The organism is Fundidesulfovibrio butyratiphilus, from assembly GCF_054657235.1.
On the sequence record NZ_BAAHXA010000002.1, the window covers coordinates 11727 to 33231 of the forward strand.

General features: G+C 55.1%; 32 protein-coding genes and 1 other RNA gene. 4 read left to right on the forward strand and 29 right to left on the reverse strand.

The window, feature by feature from the left end; all coding sequences use genetic code 11:
* Window positions 1–9 precede the first annotated feature (9 nt).
* The 15 genes from ACYQ01_RS11075 to ACYQ01_RS11145 all read right to left on the reverse strand — a co-directional run bounded on the left by ACYQ01_RS11075 (window position 10) and on the right by ACYQ01_RS11145 (window position 7859).
* A complete protein-coding gene (locus ACYQ01_RS11075; protein ID WP_459933935.1) occupies window positions 10–546 on the reverse strand; it encodes a phage protein GemA/Gp16 family protein in 537 nt (178 codons plus the stop codon).
* Window positions 543–743 carry a hypothetical protein gene (locus ACYQ01_RS11080; RefSeq protein WP_459933936.1) on the reverse strand — a complete coding sequence of 67 codons (201 nt, stop codon included), beginning with the start codon at window positions 741–743 and terminating at the stop codon, window positions 543–545. Before ACYQ01_RS11080 ends, ACYQ01_RS11075 begins: the two co-directional genes overlap by 4 nt.
* On the reverse strand, window positions 743–1087 hold the full coding sequence (locus tag ACYQ01_RS11085; protein ID WP_459933937.1) for a hypothetical protein: 345 nt from the start codon (window positions 1085–1087) through the stop codon (window positions 743–745). Before ACYQ01_RS11085 ends, ACYQ01_RS11080 begins: the two co-directional genes overlap by 1 nt.
* Window positions 1084–1452, reverse strand: a complete 369-nt coding sequence (locus ACYQ01_RS11090) for a hypothetical protein (RefSeq protein WP_459933938.1) — start codon at window positions 1450–1452, stop codon at window positions 1084–1086. Before ACYQ01_RS11090 ends, ACYQ01_RS11085 begins: the two co-directional genes overlap by 4 nt.
* Window positions 1453–1461: 9 nt before the next feature.
* Window positions 1462–1528: hammerhead ribozyme type II (locus ACYQ01_RS11095), an RNA gene on the reverse strand.
* A gap of 230 nt (window positions 1529–1758) precedes the next feature.
* Window positions 1759–2052, reverse strand: a complete 294-nt coding sequence (locus ACYQ01_RS11100) for an HU family DNA-binding protein (RefSeq protein ID WP_459933939.1) — start codon at window positions 2050–2052, stop codon at window positions 1759–1761.
* Window positions 2053–2060: 8 nt separating this feature from the next.
* Window positions 2061–2672 carry a DUF3164 family protein gene (locus ACYQ01_RS11105; protein WP_459933940.1) on the reverse strand — a complete coding sequence of 204 codons (612 nt, stop codon included), beginning with the start codon at window positions 2670–2672 and terminating at the stop codon, window positions 2061–2063.
* Window positions 2669–2899, reverse strand: coding sequence for a hypothetical protein (locus tag ACYQ01_RS11110; RefSeq protein ID WP_459933941.1), 231 nt, complete (start codon window positions 2897–2899; stop codon window positions 2669–2671). Before ACYQ01_RS11110 ends, ACYQ01_RS11105 begins: the two co-directional genes overlap by 4 nt.
* Window positions 2896–3249: a hypothetical protein gene (locus ACYQ01_RS11115; RefSeq protein ID WP_459933942.1), complete on the reverse strand. Its 354-nt coding sequence runs from the start codon at window positions 3247–3249 to the stop codon at window positions 2896–2898. Before ACYQ01_RS11115 ends, ACYQ01_RS11110 begins: the two co-directional genes overlap by 4 nt.
* Before the next feature lie 110 nt (window positions 3250–3359).
* Window positions 3360–3761, reverse strand: coding sequence for a hypothetical protein (locus ACYQ01_RS11120; protein ID WP_459933943.1), 402 nt, complete (start codon window positions 3759–3761; stop codon window positions 3360–3362).
* Entirely contained in the window at window positions 3758–4357 is a 600-nt protein-coding gene (locus ACYQ01_RS11125) for a hypothetical protein (RefSeq protein ID WP_459933944.1), read from the reverse strand. The genes ACYQ01_RS11120 and ACYQ01_RS11125 overlap by 4 nt, the downstream gene beginning before the upstream one ends.
* Window positions 4354–5082, reverse strand: coding sequence for an AAA family ATPase (locus ACYQ01_RS11130; protein ID WP_459933945.1), 729 nt, complete (start codon window positions 5080–5082; stop codon window positions 4354–4356). The genes ACYQ01_RS11125 and ACYQ01_RS11130 overlap by 4 nt, the downstream gene beginning before the upstream one ends.
* Before the next feature lie 64 nt (window positions 5083–5146).
* Window positions 5147–7177 carry a Mu transposase C-terminal domain-containing protein gene (locus ACYQ01_RS11135; protein WP_459933946.1) on the reverse strand — a complete coding sequence of 677 codons (2031 nt, stop codon included), beginning with the start codon at window positions 7175–7177 and terminating at the stop codon, window positions 5147–5149.
* A gap of 20 nt (window positions 7178–7197) precedes the next feature.
* Window positions 7198–7434, reverse strand: coding sequence for a hypothetical protein (locus ACYQ01_RS11140; RefSeq protein WP_459933947.1), 237 nt, complete (start codon window positions 7432–7434; stop codon window positions 7198–7200).
* Window positions 7431–7859, reverse strand: coding sequence for a hypothetical protein (locus ACYQ01_RS11145; RefSeq protein ID WP_459933948.1), 429 nt, complete (start codon window positions 7857–7859; stop codon window positions 7431–7433). The genes ACYQ01_RS11140 and ACYQ01_RS11145 overlap by 4 nt, the downstream gene beginning before the upstream one ends.
* Before the next feature lie 272 nt (window positions 7860–8131).
* Here ACYQ01_RS11145 and ACYQ01_RS11150 point away from each other — a divergent pair, with 272 nt between their 5' ends.
* Complete coding sequence (locus tag ACYQ01_RS11150) at window positions 8132–8611, forward strand: helix-turn-helix domain-containing protein (protein WP_459933949.1); 480 nt, start codon at window positions 8132–8134, stop codon at window positions 8609–8611.
* A gap of 767 nt (window positions 8612–9378) precedes the next feature.
* On the opposite strand, the gene ACYQ01_RS11155 is transcribed toward ACYQ01_RS11150, so the two are convergent.
* The 4 genes from ACYQ01_RS11155 to ACYQ01_RS11170 are packed head-to-tail and all read right to left on the reverse strand — an operon-like array spanning window position 9379 to window position 11593.
* Entirely contained in the window at window positions 9379–9816 is a 438-nt protein-coding gene (locus ACYQ01_RS11155) for a hypothetical protein (RefSeq protein WP_459933950.1), read from the reverse strand.
* A 24-nt stretch (window positions 9817–9840) separates the two neighbouring features.
* Window positions 9841–10395, reverse strand: a complete 555-nt coding sequence (locus ACYQ01_RS11160) for a hypothetical protein (RefSeq protein WP_459933951.1) — start codon at window positions 10393–10395, stop codon at window positions 9841–9843.
* Window positions 10396–10415: 20 nt separating this feature from the next.
* The gene (locus tag ACYQ01_RS11165) at window positions 10416–10940 is read right to left on the reverse strand and encodes a CHAP domain-containing protein (protein ID WP_459934847.1); all 525 of its coding nucleotides are present in this window, start codon (window positions 10938–10940) and stop codon (window positions 10416–10418) included.
* Entirely contained in the window at window positions 10940–11593 is a 654-nt protein-coding gene (locus ACYQ01_RS11170; protein ID WP_459933952.1) for a DUF4417 domain-containing protein, read from the reverse strand. Before ACYQ01_RS11170 ends, ACYQ01_RS11165 begins: the two co-directional genes overlap by 1 nt.
* 338 nt (window positions 11594–11931) lie before the next feature.
* Between ACYQ01_RS11170 and ACYQ01_RS11175 the strand changes: the two genes are divergently transcribed.
* Window positions 11932–12066, forward strand: coding sequence for a hypothetical protein (locus ACYQ01_RS11175; protein ID WP_459933953.1), 135 nt, complete (start codon window positions 11932–11934; stop codon window positions 12064–12066).
* 128 nt (window positions 12067–12194) lie between these two features.
* Here ACYQ01_RS11175 and ACYQ01_RS11180 read toward each other — a convergent pair whose 3' ends face one another.
* Both ACYQ01_RS11180 and ACYQ01_RS11185 read right to left on the reverse strand, forming a co-directional pair.
* Window positions 12195–12479 (reverse strand): hypothetical protein, encoded by a 285-nt coding sequence (locus ACYQ01_RS11180; protein WP_459933954.1) that lies wholly within the window; start codon window positions 12477–12479, stop codon window positions 12195–12197.
* Between the two features lie 52 nt (window positions 12480–12531).
* Window positions 12532–13425, reverse strand: coding sequence for a tyrosine-type recombinase/integrase (locus tag ACYQ01_RS11185; protein WP_459933955.1), 894 nt, complete (start codon window positions 13423–13425; stop codon window positions 12532–12534).
* Window positions 13426–14256: 831 nt separating this feature from the next.
* Between ACYQ01_RS11185 and ACYQ01_RS11190 the strand changes: the two genes are divergently transcribed.
* Window positions 14257–14430, forward strand: a complete 174-nt coding sequence (locus tag ACYQ01_RS11190) for a hypothetical protein (RefSeq protein ID WP_459933956.1) — start codon at window positions 14257–14259, stop codon at window positions 14428–14430.
* Here ACYQ01_RS11190 and ACYQ01_RS11195 read toward each other — a convergent pair.
* The 8 genes from ACYQ01_RS11195 to ACYQ01_RS11230 all read right to left on the reverse strand — a co-directional run bounded on the left by ACYQ01_RS11195 (window position 14420) and on the right by ACYQ01_RS11230 (window position 19930).
* Window positions 14420–14857 carry a hypothetical protein gene (locus tag ACYQ01_RS11195; RefSeq protein WP_459933957.1) on the reverse strand — a complete coding sequence of 146 codons (438 nt, stop codon included), beginning with the start codon at window positions 14855–14857 and terminating at the stop codon, window positions 14420–14422. The two genes, ACYQ01_RS11190 and ACYQ01_RS11195, sit on opposite strands and share 11 nt — an antisense overlap.
* A gap of 17 nt (window positions 14858–14874) precedes the next feature.
* Window positions 14875–15297, reverse strand: a complete 423-nt coding sequence (locus tag ACYQ01_RS11200) for a hypothetical protein (protein WP_459933958.1) — start codon at window positions 15295–15297, stop codon at window positions 14875–14877.
* A gap of 213 nt (window positions 15298–15510) precedes the next feature.
* A complete protein-coding gene (locus tag ACYQ01_RS11205) occupies window positions 15511–15807 on the reverse strand; it encodes a polymorphic toxin type 44 domain-containing protein (RefSeq protein ID WP_459933959.1) in 297 nt (98 codons plus the stop codon).
* Window positions 15808–15873: 66 nt separating this feature from the next.
* Window positions 15874–16176 (reverse strand): hypothetical protein, encoded by a 303-nt coding sequence (locus ACYQ01_RS11210; RefSeq protein WP_459933960.1) that lies wholly within the window; start codon window positions 16174–16176, stop codon window positions 15874–15876.
* Window positions 16177–16377: 201 nt separating this feature from the next.
* Complete coding sequence (locus ACYQ01_RS11215) at window positions 16378–16620, reverse strand: hypothetical protein (RefSeq protein WP_459933961.1); 243 nt, start codon at window positions 16618–16620, stop codon at window positions 16378–16380.
* Window positions 16620–17006: a DUF6573 family protein gene (locus tag ACYQ01_RS11220; protein WP_459933962.1), complete on the reverse strand. Its 387-nt coding sequence runs from the start codon at window positions 17004–17006 to the stop codon at window positions 16620–16622. The genes ACYQ01_RS11215 and ACYQ01_RS11220 overlap by 1 nt, the downstream gene beginning before the upstream one ends.
* A 352-nt stretch (window positions 17007–17358) precedes the next feature.
* On the reverse strand, window positions 17359–18183 hold the full coding sequence (locus tag ACYQ01_RS11225; protein ID WP_459933963.1) for a hypothetical protein: 825 nt from the start codon (window positions 18181–18183) through the stop codon (window positions 17359–17361).
* A gap of 1216 nt (window positions 18184–19399) precedes the next feature.
* On the reverse strand, window positions 19400–19930 hold the full coding sequence (locus ACYQ01_RS11230) for a DUF4755 domain-containing protein (protein ID WP_459933964.1): 531 nt from the start codon (window positions 19928–19930) through the stop codon (window positions 19400–19402).
* Between the two features lie 888 nt (window positions 19931–20818).
* Here ACYQ01_RS11230 and ACYQ01_RS11235 point away from each other — a divergent pair.
* Window positions 20819–21505: a UPF0149 family protein gene (locus tag ACYQ01_RS11235; protein WP_459933965.1), complete on the forward strand. Its 687-nt coding sequence runs from the start codon at window positions 20819–20821 to the stop codon at window positions 21503–21505.

Here is a 21505-nt window from a genome sequence, read left to right on the forward strand (position 1 = left end):
AAACGCTCGCTAAACGGTCTCGCGCAGGCCGGCGGCCTTGCGCATGCTTTCGCGCCACACCCGCAGCACTTCGAGGCGCGTGTCCTTGTCTTCGAGCGCCTGCCTGATGAGCTTGGCCACGCGCTTGTCCAGGGCCGCGATCACCGCGCGCAGCTGGTTGGGCGTGGCCCATTCCAGGCGGTCGACCTTGTACATCCGCTTGAGGATGGCGTGGGCGTAGTCCCACGGCACAAAGGCGTCCTGCATGTTGGCCAGCTCGGCCAGCAAGGCCTCAATCTTCGTGAGCATCGGCGTGCGGCGCAGAGCCTTTTCGCTGGGGGCCTTGTCGCCCTTGCGGGCCTTGGTGGTGCGCGGCTGCCAGCCACAGTTGTCCTCGAAGTGGCGCAACAACTGGTCGAGCTGGCGCGTGGTCAGGGCCTTCGAGCTGGCCGCCCGAAACATGGTCTGGAGCAACGCGCGGTAGTCCGGGTCGCTGATGCCCAGTTGGGCCTTGGCCACGTGGATCTTCGTGGTCAGGGCCTTGCGGTAGTTTTGTGCGGCGCTCATGCCTTTTTCCCTCCGGTGCTTTTCTCGTGGAGCTGATTCAACGCGTCAGCGAAAATCACGGCCAATTTGTCCGCCGCTCCGGGTTTTTCCGGGTCCGGCAGCACGATGCAGACCGCCCGGCCCTTGCGGTGGGTGTCGATCACGGCCAAGGAGCCGCCGTAGGCGCGGCCGGGGAGGAAGCGTTTGGGGGCAGACATCACAGGGACTCCTTGCGAAGCGTTTTCACCGTCTTGATGTTCAGTTCGAACACTCCCTGAACGACTTCATGCGTCACCCCTGCTTGCGTGGCGATTTCGGCTACTGTGAGCCCGGACCACATCAGGTTCAGGATGTTCTGGCGTTGCTCTTGCGACAGTTCTTCCTTGACCTTTTTCTTCAGGGCCGCCCGAATGGTGGCCGCCGTGACCCGCTTTGGCTTTGTTCCACATTCCGCTTTGTTCACTGCTCGAACAGCCTGCTCCCACGTCGTTTTTGAAACTGAGCCATACGACTTTCCCCCAATTTCGAGGGTCACGGTGAAGTTTTTTGGTTTACGGTTCATTGCTGTATCCCCAAGCGCTTGGCCATCTCCGGGTCTTCGGCGAGAAGCCTCGCTCTTTCGTCTCTAATCTGTTGAGCAACCTCTGAAATTTTTCTGCATTTATAGTCATTTGCTCGCGCAAGATATTCAAGATGTTCTTCTTTCCACTCTGGCACGAGATACATATCTCGCGGTTTCTTCCATGCCGGGCAGTCTTCTGGCATCGGCGTTTCTTCGCCAAACCCGGCTGCGAATCCATAGTGACGCGGGACGCGACAAGACGGTCTGAACATGCAACGACCATGCAGCTTGCCGTCATAACCGCTACGTTCCCAATGGACACCCCAGCCGCATGTTGCACAATCACGTTTGTTGCGTTTTGCCACGATATTTCCTTTCGGCTGCTCGTCAGGCCGGACGCGCCACCGTCCGACGACCGCCCCGCGTGGGGCGGTTTCGCAATCAGGCTTGGGGTATGGGGATGACACGCGAGAGGCTATAGCCGCCGGATATCCCCACAATCATGACCAACACGCCGCCAGAAGGAGTAATCCAAGCTTGCGAACGCGTGCGCGTCTCCAGGACCTCGCCCCGATCCTTGACCACTTTGACTTCCGTCCCAATCGGGTAGTGCAAGTTCCACGTATCCACCAACGCAGTGGCGGCCTCGTCCGTATGTTCAGTTAAGCGTCTCACTTCAGCGCCTCCTTGAGGGCCTTGCCCGCATTAAACGCCACCCGACGGCCGGCGGGGATGTCGAGAGGCTCCCCGGTCCGGGGGTTGCGTCCCTGGCGGGCCTTTGTCGCCTGGGTCACCAGCTTGCCCAGGCCAGGCAGGGGCGCTTCGCCCCCGCCCAGCAGCTCGGCGGCGATCACGTCGCCGGCGATGTCGAGCACGCTGGCCACATGCTTCTTGCCGATGTGCATGGTCTCGGCGTCCGTCTTCAGCGTCCAAACAATGCGGTCGATCAACTCTTGCTTGGTCATAAATCCCCTCACATCGCCGCCAAATCCAGGGCGATGGGCACGTATTTGCCGTCTTCGCGGCGTTCATAGACGCGCAGGTAGGTCTTGCTGCCGGCCACCCGCAGGCTGTCGCTCACGGCCTGCATGGCCTGACGCCACCGGTCGTCGTCGATCTTGAGCCGGCGCAGGCCGAGCACTCGGCCGGTGTTGATCCTGCCCTCCTTGTCCACCTGAAAGGCGTCGTTGATGAGGGCTCGGATTTCGTCCCGGCTGCCCGTGGTCCATTCGGTGATGCACTCGTCCACAAGCGCCTTGGCGGCCTGCAAGCGCTCGTCAAAGGCCAAGGTCTCGGCCACCTGGCGCTGCACCTTGTACCGGCCATCGTACGAGACCAGGGACAGGTTGCCCTTGTCGCCGCCGATCTTGACCCCGTACTGTTCGGCCGAGAGCTGGACGAAGGCGGCAACGTCGGCCTGGACGTCGGCCTGGAATTTGGCCAGGTCATCGTGAACGGCGCGGGCCTTGCCCACCACCTCGAGCACCAGCTCGTGCCGGGCCAGGTCCACGTCCTTGACCATGGCCAGGGGCACCAAGCGGCCCTGGGGGTCTTCCATGTAGCCTTCAGGTATCGTGGCGGTCATTGCGCGCCGTCCTTGCTCGTGAGAGTCTGCCACCGGCGCTTCGCCTTCCGATTGGCGGCTTCGAGGGCTCTCGTGGCCACCACCTGGGCCTCCAGTTCTCCGGCCAGGTCCGCCGTGGCGTCCAGGCGCTCGCGGCAGAGCAGCAGGACCGCCCGAGTTTCCTGGTCCACGCGTTCCATTGCGGTCCCCAGGGCCAGCCGCACGGTCTGTATTTCGCTCGCAATCATGCACATTCCTCCGCAGTAGTCTGGCGCTTGGCCAGGTGGTTGCAATCGCTCATGGCTGCCAGCACATGCTCGTGCGCCCGCGTCAGCAGCTCGGCCCGCAGCAGGGGCTTCGCGGTCTTGATGGCGTCGGTCAGGGCCACGCTCGCCTGGGTAAGGCGCGTCTGCATGCGGTCGAGCCCGTCGAGGCGGCACCTCGCAATCACGTCCCGCGCTCGGCCGAGGTCCACCCAGGCGCAACGCAGCAGCTTGCGCCTGGTGTCGTCAGGCAGGCGCGTCGCGTCCTGCAGGGTGATGTGTACCGAGCCCACCAGCAGCTCCAGCCGCCGAATGTCAGCGTTTTGCGTACTCACGCAGCACCCCCTCGAGTTGACGTTTGGTGGCCCGCTCTTCGCGCCGCCGCCACTTTCTGGCCGGCGTCGCCCGCCGTGACGCGGGTTGCCCCAGCCGGCGGATTGACCGGTCAATGCCCCGCACGGTCATCGGTCAATCGACTGTGGGCACAGCCGTCCCGGCAGGCGCGGTAGAGCCGCACCCGCATGTTGTTGGCGGCCGAAAAGGGCCGGGCCTGGTTGGCCTCGCACTCGGCCAGGGATATTTCGCCCAGCACCGGGCAGATCACGCACTCGGCCAGCCAAGCCCGGCGCACGGCCTCTTCGATGCGCGTGGTGTCGCTCGTCCAGTCGTTGCGGACAATGCGGCTCACCGCGCCCTTGGTGACGCCCAGCTGCGCGCCCACCTTGGCCATGCTGGCCGCCTGGTCGCACTGCACGGCCAGCTCGCGCACCCAATCCGGCAGGTCCGCGCCCCAGGCCGCCTGGGCCTTGGCCAGGGCGGTTTCGCGGGGGATACGGGAGGGGATCATGAGGTCACCCCGCCCAGGTCCATCCACACGATTTCCTTGCGGTTGGGGTCATAGACCGCCTTGGTGCGCAGCACCTGGGGCGGCAGCCCCCCCGTGCGTTTCACCAGCCGGTACACGGCCTTGCCGCCCTTGGGAGAGGCCGGCTTGACAAGGGCCAGGTAGCCGGCGCGATAAAGATGCGAAACGTAATCCTGGGCGTCGGTCTCAAGCACGGGCACGTCTTCCGTTGACGCGGCCAGGGCCAGGTTCCGCGCGGTAAAGGCGCCCAGGCCCGGCATGGTGCGCCACATGCTCTCGCGTTTTGTCGGCGGGCAGGACGTGCCGTCCTTGCGCACCCTCGGCGCTTCGCGGCCGTTGTCCCTGACCAGCCGGTACAGCGCGCGCTTGAACGATCCCGGATTCCCGCCCGGGCTCTCGGTTTCGCCCGCGATCGCCACGAATCCGGCCTTGCGCAGACTGGCGATGTAGTCCGCGACCATGGCGAGGGTCGCTCCGGTCAAGCGAACGAGGTCCTGGGCCACAAACTCCCTGCGCTCGCGCATCACGTCCCAGACGTCCTGGCGGCTTGGCGGGCGTTGCAGCTTGGCCGTGATCACGACCGTCCCCCGGGACGGCCGCTGAACAGCTCGCCGTCGTAGTCGGCCCGGCACAGGGCCGTAGCTCCCCGTGCGGCCGCGTAGTCGCGCACCCGGTCCAGGCTGACGCAGATGCGGCGCGTGCACCCGGCCGCCGCCTCGTGGATGGCCGCAAGCATGTCGTCGGCCAGGTCCACGCCCGGGCAATAGAGGCGCGCCAAGTGCCTGGTGTCGTCAAGGCTGGCCGGCTGGGCGCGCTTCATGTCCAGCATGCGGTTGTGGATGCGCTCCCACTTGCGCAAGGCGCTTGGCATATTTTCTTCGCCGATCAGGATGACTGAGGAGTTCGAACTTTCGTAAATGTCGCGGACAATCTCGATCAGCCCCTTTTGCACAAGGAAGTCGGCCTCATCGATGATGAGCGGCCGGTGGGAGTTGCTTAGTTCCTCGGCGATCTGGTCGACCATGGCGGGCACCGTGCGCTCCTGGTCGATCGACATTTCGCTCAAAATCTGCTCGCAGAGCTTCTTGCGCGTCCAGACCGACTTGATTTGCACGACAAACGCTCGGTACTTGTTGGACGCGTAGGTGGATGCAAAGGTCTTGCCGTAGCCCGAAGGCCCGTAAAAGCAGGCCATGCCCGGCAAATCCGGCGCCCGGTTCATCACGGTCTCCACCAGCCCGGCGAACAGGCTCACGTTGAGCAGGGGCGCGATGGTCTTGTCTTTTGCGACGGTTTGCTGCATCTTGACGTCTCCTTTTTGGTTCGTTTCGGGGCCTCGACCGTGGCAGCGGTCGGGGCCTCACCGTTCATCCGCCAAACATCGCCTCGCCAAAATCTTCGTACAGGCTGGCCTCGGCCCGGTACTCGTTCGATGTCCGGTACCGGGCGAGCCACACAGTCTCTTCAGGCGAAATGTTTTCCCCGGCGTTCAGCCGGCGTTCGAGGCCAAGCGCGCGCCGAAAGCGGTCGCGCTCGGTTTCCCGTTCCGGCTTGAGCGGCAAAACCTTGGCCGTCTCGATCTCCTGGGAGACCCGCTGGTGGAGCACCAGCTCGCTATTGGAGAGCGGCGAAACCTCCAGCACCGGCTTGCCGCCGTTCAACTCAGCCAAAATTTCTTCTTCCTTGCGCTGCACGCGCTCCATGCGGCCCTTGGCCCGGTCTTCGCGCGCCTTTTCGACCACGGATTTGGGGAAATAGTCGTGGACGTTGCCGTTCAGTTCGGCCGTGCAGACCGGGCGCTCGTTCAGGTCGCGAATCCAGACGCGGGAAGGATCGTGAACGTCGTAGCCCACCATGACTTCCTGCCCGTGGTAGGGGGTCAAGGCCCGGCTGAAGTATTCCTCCCCGTTGATCTTGACCCAGCAGCGCTTGACCAGCTTGACGGCATAGGGGCGGAAGAGATCGGCCAGCACCTCGGGCGACTCCATGATGATGTCCGCCTGGGGGGCCAGGGCGTCCCACTGTTCGTTCGGGGACCGGTGGCGCTTTTTGCCCGTGACCTCGTCACGGATCACCGGCAGCGTGGAATGGGGCCGGTCGTTGTACGCCTCGACCCGGCCCGCGACCCAGGCCAGGAACTGCGGCCACTCGATCAGACTCTTGGCCCGACCAAAATCCTTCACTTCCGCCTTGACGCGGTCGAACATCAGCTTTTTAGCCTCACGGTCCATGTCCTTGCCCACAAAGGAAGGCGAGGCCTTGGCTTCGCGTATCCACATGGCCTGGAAGCGCTCGATCACGCCCCTGGCCTGCGAGTTGTAGGGGATGGAGTGTTCGACGCTCGTGCCGATTCTGGCCAAAATGCCAAGGCCCGGGCCGTCCAGCATGTCGTTGCGGAAGCCGGCCCCCCGGTCCGAATAGAAAATTGCGGAGATTCCACCATGCTCGACGCCACAACGTAAGGCGTCCGCGACCAGCAGCGACGATTCGGCCAGGCCCACGCTCCAGCCCACACACTTGCGGGTGGCCAGGTCCAGGATCGAGACGATCTCCGGCCGAAAAGCCCGGCCGTGGTCCGGGTGCTGCACCATCATGTCGGCGGTGTGGCCGTCGCCCGTGTAGACATCCGTGGGCAACAGGTCATCGAAATCGCGCTTGACGTAGGCCTTGAGCCGCTTCAGCTCTCTCGGCCCCATGCGGCCCCGGTTGGCCTCCAACGCGCCGAGGCTCTTGATTGTGCGCTGCACGGTGCGCAATTCGGGCAGCTCGACGCCAGCGGCCACCAGCTTTTCATGGCACCAGGCGATGGATGGCTTCTGCGGCTGGCGATACTCCTTGAGGAAGACCGGCAACCATGTTGGCAGCGGCTTGTACGGCCGCATGCGCGGGGCCAGACCGTCCGGGCCTTGCGTTTGCAGCACGTCCAGCCAGTTGCGCAGGGTCGAGAGGCACAGCGCCCGGCGCTTGCCCTTGCGGGCGTTGGCCGTGACCACGGCCCGGTCCAGGGCTTCGTTGAGGCTCCCCTCGTTTGCCAGGGCCAGGAAGTGTTTCATCGCCTTGGGCATGCCTTCGAGCAGAGACATGCGTTCCAGCTCGCGCAAAATGATGAGTCGTGCGTCGCGCACCTGGCGTTGCCACTTGGTGAGCACCTCGGCCTTGACCGGCGGCAGGGGCACGGGCTCTTGCCGGCGGATGGAGTCCACCGGAGCGACGAGCGGCCCTTCGGCCAGGGCCTCGCGCACGTCGGCGGGCAGGGACGCGAGAGGATACAACCGGCCCCCGCCCCGCACGCGGCCGTCCGCGCTGGGCCAGGCCTCGCGGCCGGCGCGACGGGTGACACTCCGCACTGCGATGCCGAGCACCATAGCGATTTCAGCTGTTGTGTATGTATCCTTCACGATTTCCTACCGCCTGTAGCTCACGCCGCCCGCTGGGATTTCATGTCTTCCGGCAGGTCCAACCACTTCTCCGAGCACCCCAATTCCAACAGGTACGCCAGCACCTTCCGGTGGTTCCGTTGGCCGATGATGGTCTCCCTGACCGGGCTGTAGTTGCGGAGTCCCAGCGCCCGCTGGACGTCCTTCATGCCCATCCCTTTGGAGCGCAGGTGACCACGGATTTTCCAGGCATCCCGGCGCATTCCCGTCTCCATCATGACAGTCCCTCCAACAATTCCTCCTCAAGGCGGCGCTTGGCCTTGGCCTTGGCTTTCTGCTCGATTATCGCGCGGCCATAAGCGGCATATTTGCGGTCCTCGGGGGTCATCACGTCCGCACCCAAGGGCCGCAGCGCCTCCCGCATGGGCCGCAGGTCACCCGTGGCCAGGCAAAAGACGACCACGGCCAACAGGTTTGGCACATGGTCCCGGTCCGCAGGCGACAACCACTTGTCGAGCGTGTCCTTGCTGATGGATTTCGTATTGCCGGCCGTGAGGCGCACCCCGCCGGAAGCGGCCAGGGCGTTGATCTTGTCGACCAGGAGCTTGCGCCCGTCCGGATCGAGCCCGGCGGCTGCGTTCATGGCGGCCCGCACGGCCGGAATCAGCCCGGCCAGCTGTGCGTCGCCCTCGAACAAGCTCATCTGCCTCATCGGTCCCACCCAGCGGGTCGGCGTCAATTTTTGGTGTTCCGATTGACGTTGACCCAGGTTTTCGCGGGCGGTAGACTCAAGGTGTAATTTGGCAATGTTTTTTTGGCACCGCCCGCAGGACTTTCTTGCCCCGTTTTTGGTAGTTGGTCAATTCGTTTTTTGTGTCCAAGTTAAAAAAACGGGAAAAATTTTTTCCAACACTATTTCAATGTGTTGGTAAAAAATGGCGTGTCCGACTTCCTGTCCAACTTCGGGAGGCAAACTTGGACACCCCCTCAACGACAGCCGCACGTCTGAAATTTATTCGCGGTAAGCGAACCCAAGCCGAGTTCGCTCAGGTGGCTGGGATTCACAAAAATACGTTAGGAAGGTATGAACGTGGGGAATCTGAACCGGATTTGGTTGCTGCCAGGCAAATCTGCCTCGCCTTTGGTGTAGAGCCCAAATGGCTTCTATTTGGCGATGGCCCAGTCACCGTAGGCAGCGACCAAACAACGCCTGCCCCCAACGCCACAACGGCCATTGAGCCAGCGGGTGTTGACCCGACGAGCGAGATCAATGCCCTGCGCCAAGAGAACCGGGAACTGCGGGGTGAGAACCGGGAGCTTCGGCAGGAGAACCGGGAACTGCTCAAGCAGAATGCCGACCTACGCGTGGAATTGGCCAGGCTTGAGGCCCGAGCCGCGCCAGACAAGGGCTCTACCGAGGTGATGCAGGATGAATCGGCCAGGAAAATCGCGTAACCAGAAGATGTCTATTGACCATTGTGAGGCGATGAGAATCGTAGCTATCTATGCCTACGGAAATACACGCGAGCTTTCAATAAACAATGCGAATGGATTTCGTATATACGATTGTCGTTTTGCCTGGAGAAGCGGCATGAGGCCTGGGCGCGCTTGTGCAAAAGCAACTGTCGTTTTGGCCTCGGCCTGGGCAAAAACGTGCAAAAGCAACTTTCGCGCGCCCAGGCCGAAAACGCTTTGCCAGGCGCTGGCCAAGTTGGCGCAATCATTGGGCTGGCGTCCCATTAAATCCCACATTCTCCCGACATATCCCGGCTCAGCCTAGAACCAGAACCAAGTGTCGCAAGACAGGAGGCAGCCAATGTAAAAAAAAGGAGGGGTTACCCAATTTCTTGGATAACCCCTTGAGGTCTTTGGTGGAGCTGGACGGAATTGAACCGACGACCTCTTGAATGCCATACCAGCAGCATTGTGAAATTATTGAGCTTTGGCGAGCCAGCCAACGATTGCCAACGTGTCTTTTTGGCTTCCGCCAAAGGGATTGTGGCTTTCAGGGACGGGCCTGCCAACGGTTCATTGGCGACTGGGGTTGCGTTGGTGGTGAGGCTGTGGTGAGTCAGCCAAAGGGTAGCCAACGGTGCTTTGGCTGGTCAAGATTCGTAAAGCTTCTATGAGTTGATCGCAATCTAAAAGATTTAGTGCACCCTCTGACGAACGACAACTTTGGCAACAGATCAAGTCCATTAAGACACCGCAGATGTCAAACACTACTGGTAAAAACCGTCTGTCCCTGCCACTTTAATTATGCGCCACCCGCTATCACCTCTTCTTACAAATACAAGAAGATTAAGCTGCGCAGGACTTAAAAATTTGAATGATATCGGAACAATGCTCACAGTGCTGTCAACTTTCATTTCTTTGTGAACTACAAACGCATCTTCCCCAGCATCCCAACAGTCTTGAGATTTTGTATAGTATTCACTCTGGAAGTAACCCCTGGCATTTAAAATGCGTACTGTGCTCAATACACAGGAGTCAACATACATAGACAAGTCACTGTCGAGTGATAAGTTATTTGCACACTGTATATACTTTTGATAGAATTCTTTAACATGATGCTCAGCTGAATCTATCTCACAAACCCCATATTCTTGAAAAGACAAAAAAACAAGGCTTAAATGCACTAGAAAAATTAACGATTTCATCTTTTGACACCCTCGCATCATTATTTATGCCTCGGGCAAAACGTCAATGCATTTTACAATCTTAGTATTAAACTTTGTTTTTTTTAGCACAACAATAACTTTATTTAAATCAAATTTTCTATGTTGAATTTTAAATTCAACGACAGCAACGACAATATCAGTGCCAATACACTCCAACTGGTTGACAAAGATGCTTACGCCGGACATATTCTGTGGTGGGTTAGTTGTTTTGAGGAAATAATCTCTCTCGAAGCCAGGTGTACCCACTCTTACTTTATTGAGTTCATAAACAGTGTTACGCTCAACGAATGTATATATATTTTTATTTTTTAATGGGTCCATCTTTTCTTGCAACGTAATGTACCATCTGTAGAAATTCTTAACAACTGCAACAGGGTCTTGCTCTGCACAATGTGCTGTCTGATGTGACAGAAACAGCAGTATAAATAAAACAAACATTGCTCTACCTATCAATTTCACTGCCCCCCCAAAAAACAAATGATCTGGTTGCCATTTGCCATAAATACTTTTGAGTTGCGCTGGAGCGAAGGCGCATCCCTGCTCCGGCGCGTAAGACATGTTTTATGCTAAAACTATACTCAAGGCCGACGATAGATTGCATAAGGTATTTTCTGCTCTTTTGTCCAGCGATTTGGATACATAGTGTCCTGAGTATAGTCTGATACCCATTTTTCCCCATCATACATCGCAACATGCCCACTCTTATTTCTCGAACTTTTCGAAAAAACAACAACATCTCCCTTTTGGGGCGGCGTACCCTCAGGCACGGTCTTGAAACCAGCATCCTTTAAAATTGGGCCGTAACCGCAAGCATTCTTCCCCTCTGAATTTAAAGCGCGATTCAAGGTGATGCCTCCTGCTTCGATGGCTTTTCCTACGTACTCTGCACACCTATGCTTGCTCTCACTTCCAGCCTTTTCATCCAAACGTTGTATCGCCTTCTCCTTGTCCCAAGGTTTGATCGCTGGAGCCGCCTTACCCCCCGCATCTGTTGCGACGTTACCATTGCCCGCTTGCGCATACACAGTTCCGAGGGAAAAGGGATTCCAGTCACTTGCCCCTTTTGTCCCGCTGAAATGTCCACCGCCGCCACCGCCGCCCATCACAGCACCTCCTTTTTGAACGTATTCAAATAATGCGGGATCACGAGTATCTCCAAACCACGATCCGCATATTCGCCAAACACGTCATCCGGGGCGTGGCTGTAGTTGATAAGAGTTTTGGGTTGGAGAACCTCGACCATTTTTGCCAGGCCGTTCTTGAAGTACTTTCGGTCGACTTTTTTGCGCAATGAGCCAGTGGTGCTGACTGCAACAGTTCCGCCTTGAGGCAGCCCCTCGAAGGCGAATGCATAGGTCCGTTCGTCGCCCCAACGCACATTGGGCACAATGGGAATGCCTTTGCGTTGAAGCCAGAAAGCAATCGCCCTGTTGCGGTAGGTATTCCAAATCTGCATGGCCAAGGGCATTTCTCTGTACAGGCTGAAATCCGGGGTGATGACGCCGGCAAAGCGTTGAAACATGGGGAAATATCGCTTGGGCGTGTTCCAGACTCGTTCAAAGTTCCGGTCATGGGTGTAAAAGTGGACCCAGTTGTTCTGCCCTGTCGCCTTATAGGCCTTTTCAAAGGGAATCGCTTGGTCAGGCTTGAAATATACAGATTCCAATAAAGGGAATTCATAAATAGGGCTGAAGCGTGCACCTTTAACCAACTCGGACTTGAAGACATCAAGTCGTATGAATGTAGCGGATTTCATTGATGCATCCACCAGGAAGAATGTGTTTCGATTTTTCTAGTTGATGCGAATCTATATTGTGAGATAATAGTAATCTCTTCGTTGCTGCTCATTGATGAGTCCCTCCAGCGTGATGTTTCGGTCCTGAACGGCCGATGACCATGAAGGATACTCAGAAAGATCATTTTTTCCACCCATATAGGGATATATGGGTGGGAAGTGGAAAAAAATTATACAATTATTCAGGGGAACAAGACAAAAGACCCTAAAAAAACACCCCTCCCGCTCAGTCACCCTGGGCCATCCTCGGTATCAGCCGTCGCCAGTACGACACGGCCAAACCCTGGAAGAAGGCCAAGATGAGCAAGGAAGAATTCGCCAAACTTGTATGTCTGGTTCTACCAGAAGCAATCAAGCACCTGAAGGACATTGCCGACGCGGAAGCCCTTCTGCAAGCAGCATTTGGGAAAGGGATTGACCTCGACGAGGAGTAGCCTCATTGACCTTTTCCAAAAGCGCAGGATCCTGCGCAAGCGGTTTCAGTTGCTCCAGGGACTTCCCTCCTCCGGTAAAAACGGGAACCAGACCGCACTACCGGCCTGGTCCCCGAAACTCGTCTCAACTATTCCAACTTGTGTTTCTTGTCAGCTTCCGCCAACAATTCATCCAACACACATGTTTCGTTTTTCTTTCTTTCCATCCTGTTTCCATGTTCAGACGCAAACGCTTCCATGCTGTCAACGAACAGATCTTCAGGGCAGTCTGAGTTCTTTTTATAATCATCAACACATTCCTTGCACACGTGTTTTCCTTCTTCAGAGTAAATCGCCTTTCCATCATACAAGTCATCATCTAGAAACAACGCATTACAAATATCACAACGAAAGCTTCTATTTTGTTGATACATGATCATCATCCTCAAATGGTAAGGGGCGGTGTTACCCGCCCCTGTTATATGTTCACACGGCTACCAAACTCGGCAACTTGCTCACGGCCCGTTCCTTCTCGCCTTCCAGGTAGTAGTAGTAGACGTCCGCCGTCATCTTCACGGTCGAGTGCCCCATCAACTTCGAAACCGCTGCCAAGTCAGCACCATTGCTGAGCATAGTCGTCGCAAACAAGTGTCTGAGATCATACATCCGCACTGGCACCTTGATGCCTGCCAGATCACAGTCGGTATTGAAACTCTTCCGAATCGAGGTCACCGGCTTGCCTCGGTACTCGATCAGGTAGGAAGACAGGCTCTGCGCCATCATCTCCCGCAACCGCTCCAAGAAGGCAGCCGTCACAGGGACCGTCCGAAAGGTCTTCGTCTTGGTCGCATAGATTCGGACCACGCTCTTCGTGAAGTCCACGTGATCCCACCGAAGTGACAGGAGCTCCGACCTGCCCGGCCTGGTCCCCAGGTTGAAGCAGACCTCCATGGCCCACCGCACATGCGGTTCGGCTGCCTCCATGATCCGCTTCACATCCTTGATGCCGATCCTGACGTCTCTGGGCTGCTCCCTGGCCTTCTTGCGCCCCTTCATGGGGTTCACCGTGGTCAGACCCATCTCCACTCCAAAGTTGAAGATGGCGTCCACGTAGTCGCAGTAGCGATTCACCGAGGTCTGGGAGCGGGGTTTGCGCGTGTGCTCGCTCACACCCTGCATGTGGCGGATGAAGGGCACCACGTCGTCCAGGTAGGTCATGCTCTCGACCGGAGTGTCCCGGCCCAGCACGTCGAAGAAGAGGTTCTTGAGCAGGCCCGCGACCGTGACGATGTGTTTGTCCGTCCGACCGGAGACCCGCAGGTGGTTGAGGTAGAGTTTCGACAGTTCTCCGAAAGTGATCCCGCCGCCTCTGTCCTTCACACGTCGCGGCGCCAGGGCGGGGTCTTCCGAGGCCTCTCCGGAATCCTCTTCGGACTGGTTTTGTTGGCTTGATGATTCAACAGGAAGGACCGCTCCTTCATATCCAGGTAAACGTCCGGGATTGGAACCGGTTTTGGGTCCCAACACCTTGACCGGGGGAGAAAAGCTCAGGAGAATCGAAATTTGGGGGAAGGAGTCCAGGGGCAGACCCTGATCCGGGCTGGAAAGGCGACAAAACAGGCTCGAAATACGCGGTTTACCGCGTTTTTGCCTTCAAAATCCATGAAAAGCGCAAAATATGCTGCAACAATCACGCGTTAGACGCAAAAACCAAAGAAAAAGGGCCATCGTTGTCGATGAACCCTTGTTTCGTAATGAAGTGTCGACGATTCTTCCCGGTCAGCCCTGTCCCAAGCCTGGAAACAAGACCCACCGGGAGCGGTAGAGTGGACCGTCACCGATCCGAAGCCCCGCATCACCACCGGACAGGCGGTTTTCCCGCATCCGGCGATACCGGGTGAACGTGATGTTTGCGTTGTTAAGGACAAAAAGTCCTAAGGATTGCAGGCAGCTATACCCGTGCCTGTCGAAGGGGGCCGGCCGAAACCGGAAAAATTGTGTCTTTTGGCTTGTTCTGATCCGAAAGCATCCCGGTGTTTTCCTTACGAAAACGCAGCCGCCTGGAGTCGTGCGAGTCCTCAAGCTCGTTTGTGAAACGACGCCAGGTTTCCCTTGGTCTGATGACCGATCCATTCAGAGACGTCCCGCGCCTAATCGCGTACGACAGCACCCCTCTGGGGATGGAATGTGCTTCATGAGCTTCGAAGGGCCATGCTTCTCGCTCTCCTGCCGCGCCACCTCTGCCTGACTCCCGCTTGGGGAGAGACGGGCCGCCTCCTCGGACGCAACCACTTCACCGGACGGATCGCTCCTGCCCGGCTGGTGTTTCTCGGGTCCGTCACGCTCGATGAGGACGGCGGTTCGGATTCTCTTTTCAGGGGATGATCGTCGAATTGAGCGCGTCGGCCTGAGCGGGAACGAACGAGACCGTAACCCGCTCCAGCCCTACCAGTACGTTTCTGTATTCGAAATCCTTCTTGCCGTGCGTATACTCCACGGTCAGCGTGTTTTTCGAGGTCCAGCGCAGGGTAACACGAGCCGGGTCGGAACGTCCCTCATCACGCTTGATCCGCCCCACACAGACCGGTTCGGATTTCACCTGCAGGTTTTCGATATAGACGTTCTCGCCTTCTATCGTAGTTTTGCAGACAAAGTCCTTGACCACGGCGCGGAACATACCTGTGGGTGAGACGGACTCGCCAAGAACCACCGGATCGCAACCCGGGTATTCATCCAGAGTAAGCAGGCCATAAATGGCCAACTCGACCAGTCCAACGCAGATCAGGACGATGAACGCCAGGACTTTCAGCATATGTGACCAGGACTCTGTCATGGTGTGTTCTCGCAACGTCTTACGATGGTGAGCTTGATCGTTTCGCCACCGACAAGAGCGGTCGTAACGCCACTGTTTTCCCTGGAGCAGCCATATTCGACAACGAGTGAGGTTGGAGAAACCCACCGCAAGGTTATACAAGGGGGGTGGTCGCACCCCCTGGCCCAAGATATTTCCCCTATGAGTACCGGCTTCTCGTTCGAGTACATGCCCGTGATGAACACATCGTTCCCTCCGACGAACACATTGCAGTCATATTCCATGACATACGCGTAGAATCTGCGATCCGGGGAGATAGCCTCGGCCATAATTTCCCTACCGCATCCTTCTCGAGGATCACGGGTGGCGATCTTCCAGGCGAGGTAGCCCCCGAAGGCGACCACGGCGGCGAAAAGAGCGAGAAGAGTTTTATTTACCATAGGTTGATCGTGACCAACATGCTGACGTTGTTTTTCGAAATACAAGATAAAATATTCTTATGTTGATATCAACAAATAAATTGAGCAGCCACTCCTGAGGAGGTGGCCGCTCATCGCTCTTGTAGCTACTGACGTTTAGTATCCGGTCGGCAGCCACTGATCGTTGATTGGATCAGGAGCCGAATAGGGAAATTTTTCATCAGCGTATTGTATTCATCTTGCGATGTTATATTGATCATCCCATGCATCGCCATAAGGAAAGCTACCCCACCAATTCCCAGTGCCAGTGGGTGTTTTATTACCCAGCCAGTGATACAACCCAGCGCCACGATGGATGAGCCAATTGGGCATGCCATTGGCTTTCATTGTCGCCCCATAGTTGAAATTTCCAAATGCTTCTGTGTCTTTCCAGTTCCTCTTGTAATTCCATGCCTTTTCATCTCTGAATTTGTCAATTAACGTCCATGGCTGCATGGACTGGGCAGCTTTGATATTCTCATCAATGTCCACACCAGGAGGCGCCTTGGGGACCTCAATATCAGATGTGCGCGTCTCAACACCTTGGCCTTGCGAAGTTTACTTGGGGGCTCTGTCGGTGCCTCCGGGATATTCATTGGAGGTCGTCAGTCCCAGAGATGCCTTATCCAAACCCCACCGAGGCGCAAAGTAGTCGAAGGATTTGTTGAAAGCCTCTTGTGTAAAAAGATCGGGATACTTCTTTTGCAAGGTTGGAGCCAGAATCAGCAAAGGCGGCGTCATCGGTATGATTTCGCCATTTTCGTTTTTCAACGAAGCCAAATATTGTTGTTGATGTTTCAGACTCTCCAGCCAGGAAGTTAGATCCATGGTCTGGGTGTCAGCGGACTGCTGGAAGGGCATATATATAATCTCCTACTGGTTGCTGTTCCCGGCTCCATGCCGGAATGAGCGATAGAATAGGCAAAATTGTTGCGTTGTCACCCCATATAGGGCTATGTGGGACAAAACTAAAAATATTGGCTCACCCGAGTTGCACCCTCCCAAGGATGCATCTCTTCATATCGCTTCTCCAGGATAGATCCGAAGCGTGGAGCTACCCCGTCACTCCACCCTTCCACCTCCACCGTCTCTTCCGAAAACCCGCACCAGTTCCTCTCGAAACTGGCCAGTCAAATTCAGTCCGATCTCAGAGCATCCCCTGATCAGTTCAGCACCGTCACCGGTATCCCCGACAGCCCCCATCACCTGAAAAAGGTGCTCGATGGGACGAAAACGACCCAGCAGGGCATCCAGTTGATCCAGACGATCCAGGTCATGCGCGTCATCAGAAGTGGAGGAAGTCATCACAGGTCCTCCGGCAGACAGAGGGTCAACACTGGTTCACCAGAATCGCCAGGTCCGACGTGAAGGACGACCTGCATCGTCTCTGTCTTCTCGGGACGCATGAGAAACGCTACCTTGAAGAAGACCCTGTCTTCGCCCATGCTCTGTCTGGCGGAGACGTTTGCCAGGGTCAGAAGATCATGGAGACGTCCCGCCAGCGACTGCCCCAGCGATTCCAGGTTTTCAGCTGGCTCGACATACCCGTTGTAGAGCGCATCCGAGATGGCGAAGGGCAGTTTGAAGCCGTAATTTCTTGCAATAGGGGTGATGTCGACCAAAACGCCGTCAGCCAGTGCGTTAGCGCGCGTGTAGCTGTAGACGATATTGGGGGTCGGGCTGTCAGGCATAGGCTCCTCCAGAGGTCGGGAAAGGGGATTCCCGTGGAGGGTAGCCTCAGCCCAGGGAGGAGGTCACGACGGGGGGAGAGTTTTTGGGGAGGATGGTGGTGGAGATGGAGATGGGGAAACCGTATGCGCAGCCGCCTGCGCTTGTGGTTCAGCTCCTCCATCACGGTGAAACTGGAGGGGATTCTCTGAATTCGAGCAGATTTTTCAACTCACTGGAAAAACGAACATTCCTCCATACTTGGCTCCTCTTGAAGGGACAGGACACGGGACGGCCAAAGGTCCTGGATCAGGGGAAAAGCTCAAGGAAGGCCCTGTTTTGTTGGAAATTTAGGGGACAGGGGAGGCAGAGGGGCTACATAGCTACCGAAACATTACCTTTGCCAAGAACGGCTTCAATCCGTTTTGCCAGTTTCAGTTTAAATTCATCCAATTTATCATTTTCCCAAAATATGCAGTTATACTGTCGAATATCAAAATGTAAATTTTCTCGATCGTCATTACGACAGGTGAAAAACACTTCCAAGCCTAAGCCATGCCCAAACCCAGCCTCATAGTACACACCGCCCCTATGACCTGTAAAATCAGCAACAACAAAGCGACTGCGACGAATTTGAACAATGATTTCATCGTCAATTTTTTGATTATGCTCACCGAGATCGACACGATGCGGACTGTAACCCGCTTCTTCTATGGCAGGGCTAATTGCTTGGTCGTATGCGCTTTGAACATGGTCGCCGAACCACATCGCGACAAATCCCTGCTGACTTAATAGGTTCTTTCCTCTTAATGTTTCAATATGGGACCATCCGCCGTGTTGAATCATCGCAGCATCATATGTTTCTAATACACATATCCTTCCTTCACCGCTAAGATAATTTAGCAAGGCCTGCGTTTCATCAATGTCATACGACCAGGTCGCTGTAAATATTTCGTCCCGTGAAAACGGGACCATCTGACCAATATGTTCTGTTTTCTTTTCCAAATATTTAAGCAGTAAATCTGCCCGTTCGTTGAACGACGGGATACGCATGCTTTCGCATCTTATCAAGTCATCCTCTTGAATCATACTGGCCTGATTGCAACTATAATATAACCAGCTTGATGCATTAGCAACTGCCCTGGTTTTTGGATTATGACAATACTTGTCATACCAATATCCAACCGCATCATCTGTCATGCGAAATTTCCCGCACTTTTCGCAATGGACAACAACGAAACCGTCCCCCGGCTCCCATACGGGTTTTGTGTTCACTGTAAAGCAAATTGGACACTTAACTTGGTTGATCATAACGCCCACCAATAAATAACAATTTTTTCTCAATCTACTTTATAAACGTATAATTGCAAGAAAAAAGAAACAACTGGACCACCGTCAGCACTTATCCAAGAGAAAAAGTGTTATATGTTTCCCGACCCTGCAAAACAGCAGAGCATCCAGCCCCCTCCTCTTCAGCACCTGAGACACTTCGTCAGCACCAGTCCTGCCCAGTTCTGACCCGGCCCGTTTTTCTCAGGGATGCACTTAGAATGTCCAAATGTCCAAACCGACGCAGCCGACCAGGAGCAGGTGAAGACCACCCACCACACATCCCCTTGATTTTTCATCAAGAAGTCGTCTCTAGGACCGCTCCTGCTCCCCCTCCGGCAACCCCGTCTCCTCACCAGGAGCACATTTCCTTTCCCCTGGAGGTGACGTCGAAGAGCACCCAAACCACCACCGCTTGAAAATCCCTCAAGAGGCCATCGTCTCTTTGCTCAGTCTTCGCTGCGGCTTGTTGCGGAAAACTTTTTCCAACACAGCAAAAAAGCACAACAAAAAACGACCGCTTGAATTTTCCTCAAGGGGTCGTCTTCTGGATGCTCATACAGGGGGATGCTGCTTCACCGAGACTTCGGTGTCCGGGAGCGCCAACAAAAGTGTTGGCGGAGGCAGCCAATGTAAAAAAAAGGAGGGGTTACCCAATTTCTTGGATAACCCCTTGAGGTCTTTGGTGGAGCTGGACGGAATTGAACCGACGACCTCTTGAATGCCATACCAGCAGCATTTTGAAATTATTGAGCTTTGGCGAGCCAGCCAACGATCGCCAACGTATCTTTTTGGCTTCCGCCAAAGGAATTTTGGCTTTCAGGGACGGTCCTGCCAACGGTGAGTTGGCGACTGGGGTTGCGCTGGTGGTGAGGCAGTGGTGCGTCAGCCAAAAAGGATAACCGGCCTCTGTCTCCTTATTACTGGGTGCACGCTTCATTATTACCGGGCGACCTTATCATGCTACGTGCTTATCTCGCGAGTAAAACTAAATGCGTAATCGTTTGTGCACATTTATTTTAAGCCTGTTCTACTGTTTCCCAATATATTATATTGTCAAATCAAACATGCATTTGCCATGCAATATTCATGGCGTACACTTTTCAAATGCAAGTTTTCCGTGTAATGCTTGCTGTATAATCTCAAGGGACTTGAAGAGATCTGATTCGTTTGCAACCTTTATTTGCCATCGAGGCATGTCAACATCTACTGCGTTAATAAATATACCGGAAGATTCATACGCTGCACGAGCATTATCTGAGTTTAAATTGCTAACTTTTAACTTTTCAAAAAAGCCAGGATCCCCACCTATTATCTTAATTATTTCTGCTTGATTCCAAGAATACTCTATACTTCTTAACTCTGACAGATTATAAGTCTTGTGTCTCCCTTTATTGTAAAGGGAAATCAACTTATTTTTCATGTCTATTGAGTAACCCGTTTTATCATAAAAGTATCTGTACCCAAAACTGTCTGTAAGCTTAGAAAAAAATACATCGCCTTTTGGCGTGCTTTTTGGTGCGCCTTTTTTTGTAAACATGGAATATAACAAGGCAAATATTAAGCAAACAAAAGCAATTGCAACAATTGCAAGAATTATCAAAACAACAAACTCCATAAGAACTCCTTTTGCTACAGCACGAGAGGATGCGATTGTACATATTCATTATACCCGTGCATTGAGTGCAAACTCCTGACTTCCCTCACCGCTTGAACGGTAATGCACCTCACAAGGATACTGCTCGTAAAGCGGTTCTGGGCTATCTACCTAGTTGCTACAGAGAAGCATGGCACCTCGGCTCTGGCCCTGCCTTGAAAGACCGATATCGATCTCAAGTACGCATGGAGCACAAACTTCGCAAGGCCATGGAGGCGCGGGACGCAGGATACCAGTTTGCTGACCTATCAAAATCGATGACACCTTCGAAGATTTTCAGTGCGAACCAGGAAAATAGCCATTGAGCATAAGCCGTGTATCTTTGGCTGGCCTTCCACGGCGTTCATGCCGTGAGGGACATACTATCGGCTCAATGCGCTTCCAGAGTTCGTCGGGGATATCGTGCCTGCTCATTAAAGGAGTATAGCACAACCCCCCGGAGTAACAAAACATTTTTTAGAGACAGGCCTTAATGCCCGCTGTCAAAACAAATATTCACTTAAGCATTTCAAATGTCAACACTTTATCATACTGTAGAAATTGAAAACTAACAAAATCGAATCTACGAATGTCGCTACTACAGGACAACCAAATTCCTGAACGCCAAGGACAATTTATACGATAGGCTACAACTATATTCGTTTATACATCTGGAAGTCTCTCCTTCTTCCAGGCAGGAGATATTGAGTCTAATCGTGAAGCCTGTCTTCAATAGACTTACAAAACAAGTAATTATGTCCGACTTCCAAACGGCACTTCATCCCCAATGCTGGCCAGCGTCTTGTCACAATTCCTCTTGCCCCCTGTCCTTCTCAGGCCATATCCTACCGGCCAGGAGATAACCCATACATGCCGCACGGTCTTACCTCTTCTCTCACCGACGAAGAACTGGACAAGCTGGAGACTCTCCTCGGCTCCTACCCCGAGGCGATGAACATTGAAATGCTTGATGGCTTCTTCGCTGCTCTGGTCTGCTCCCCTGAGCTCGTAATGCCAAGCACATACGTACCCTTCATCCTGGGTACCGAGGAAAGCCAGTTTTCAGATCAGGAGGAAGCCGAGGACTTCTACGATTTCCTTCTCCGGCACTGGAATGCCGTCGTGCGCTCGCTTCATGAGGATGAGTTTTATGATCTCGTCGTCATCGAACGCGAGGGAGAAGATTCCTACGGGAATGACTGGGCGTTGGGTTTTATGCAGGGCCTTGAGATCGGAGGACAAGCTTGGGGGGACCTCCTTGACGATGAAGAGCATGGCGGCGTGCTGGTTCCCATCCTGGCCTTGGCTCACGAGTACGACCCCGACCCTGAAATGCGTCCCGAGCCTATAGACACAGAGCGTCGTGATTTGATGCTGGTGATGATTTCCACCTCGCTCAAACGAATCTTCCAATATTTCGAACCACATCGAAGACAAATCTCTTCAACTTCACAGGGCAGAATCCCCTTCAGGCATGCGTCCAGGAAGATCGGTCGCAATGAACCCTGCCCCTGCGGCAGCAACCGCAAGTACAAGCATTGCTGCGGACGCAACTGA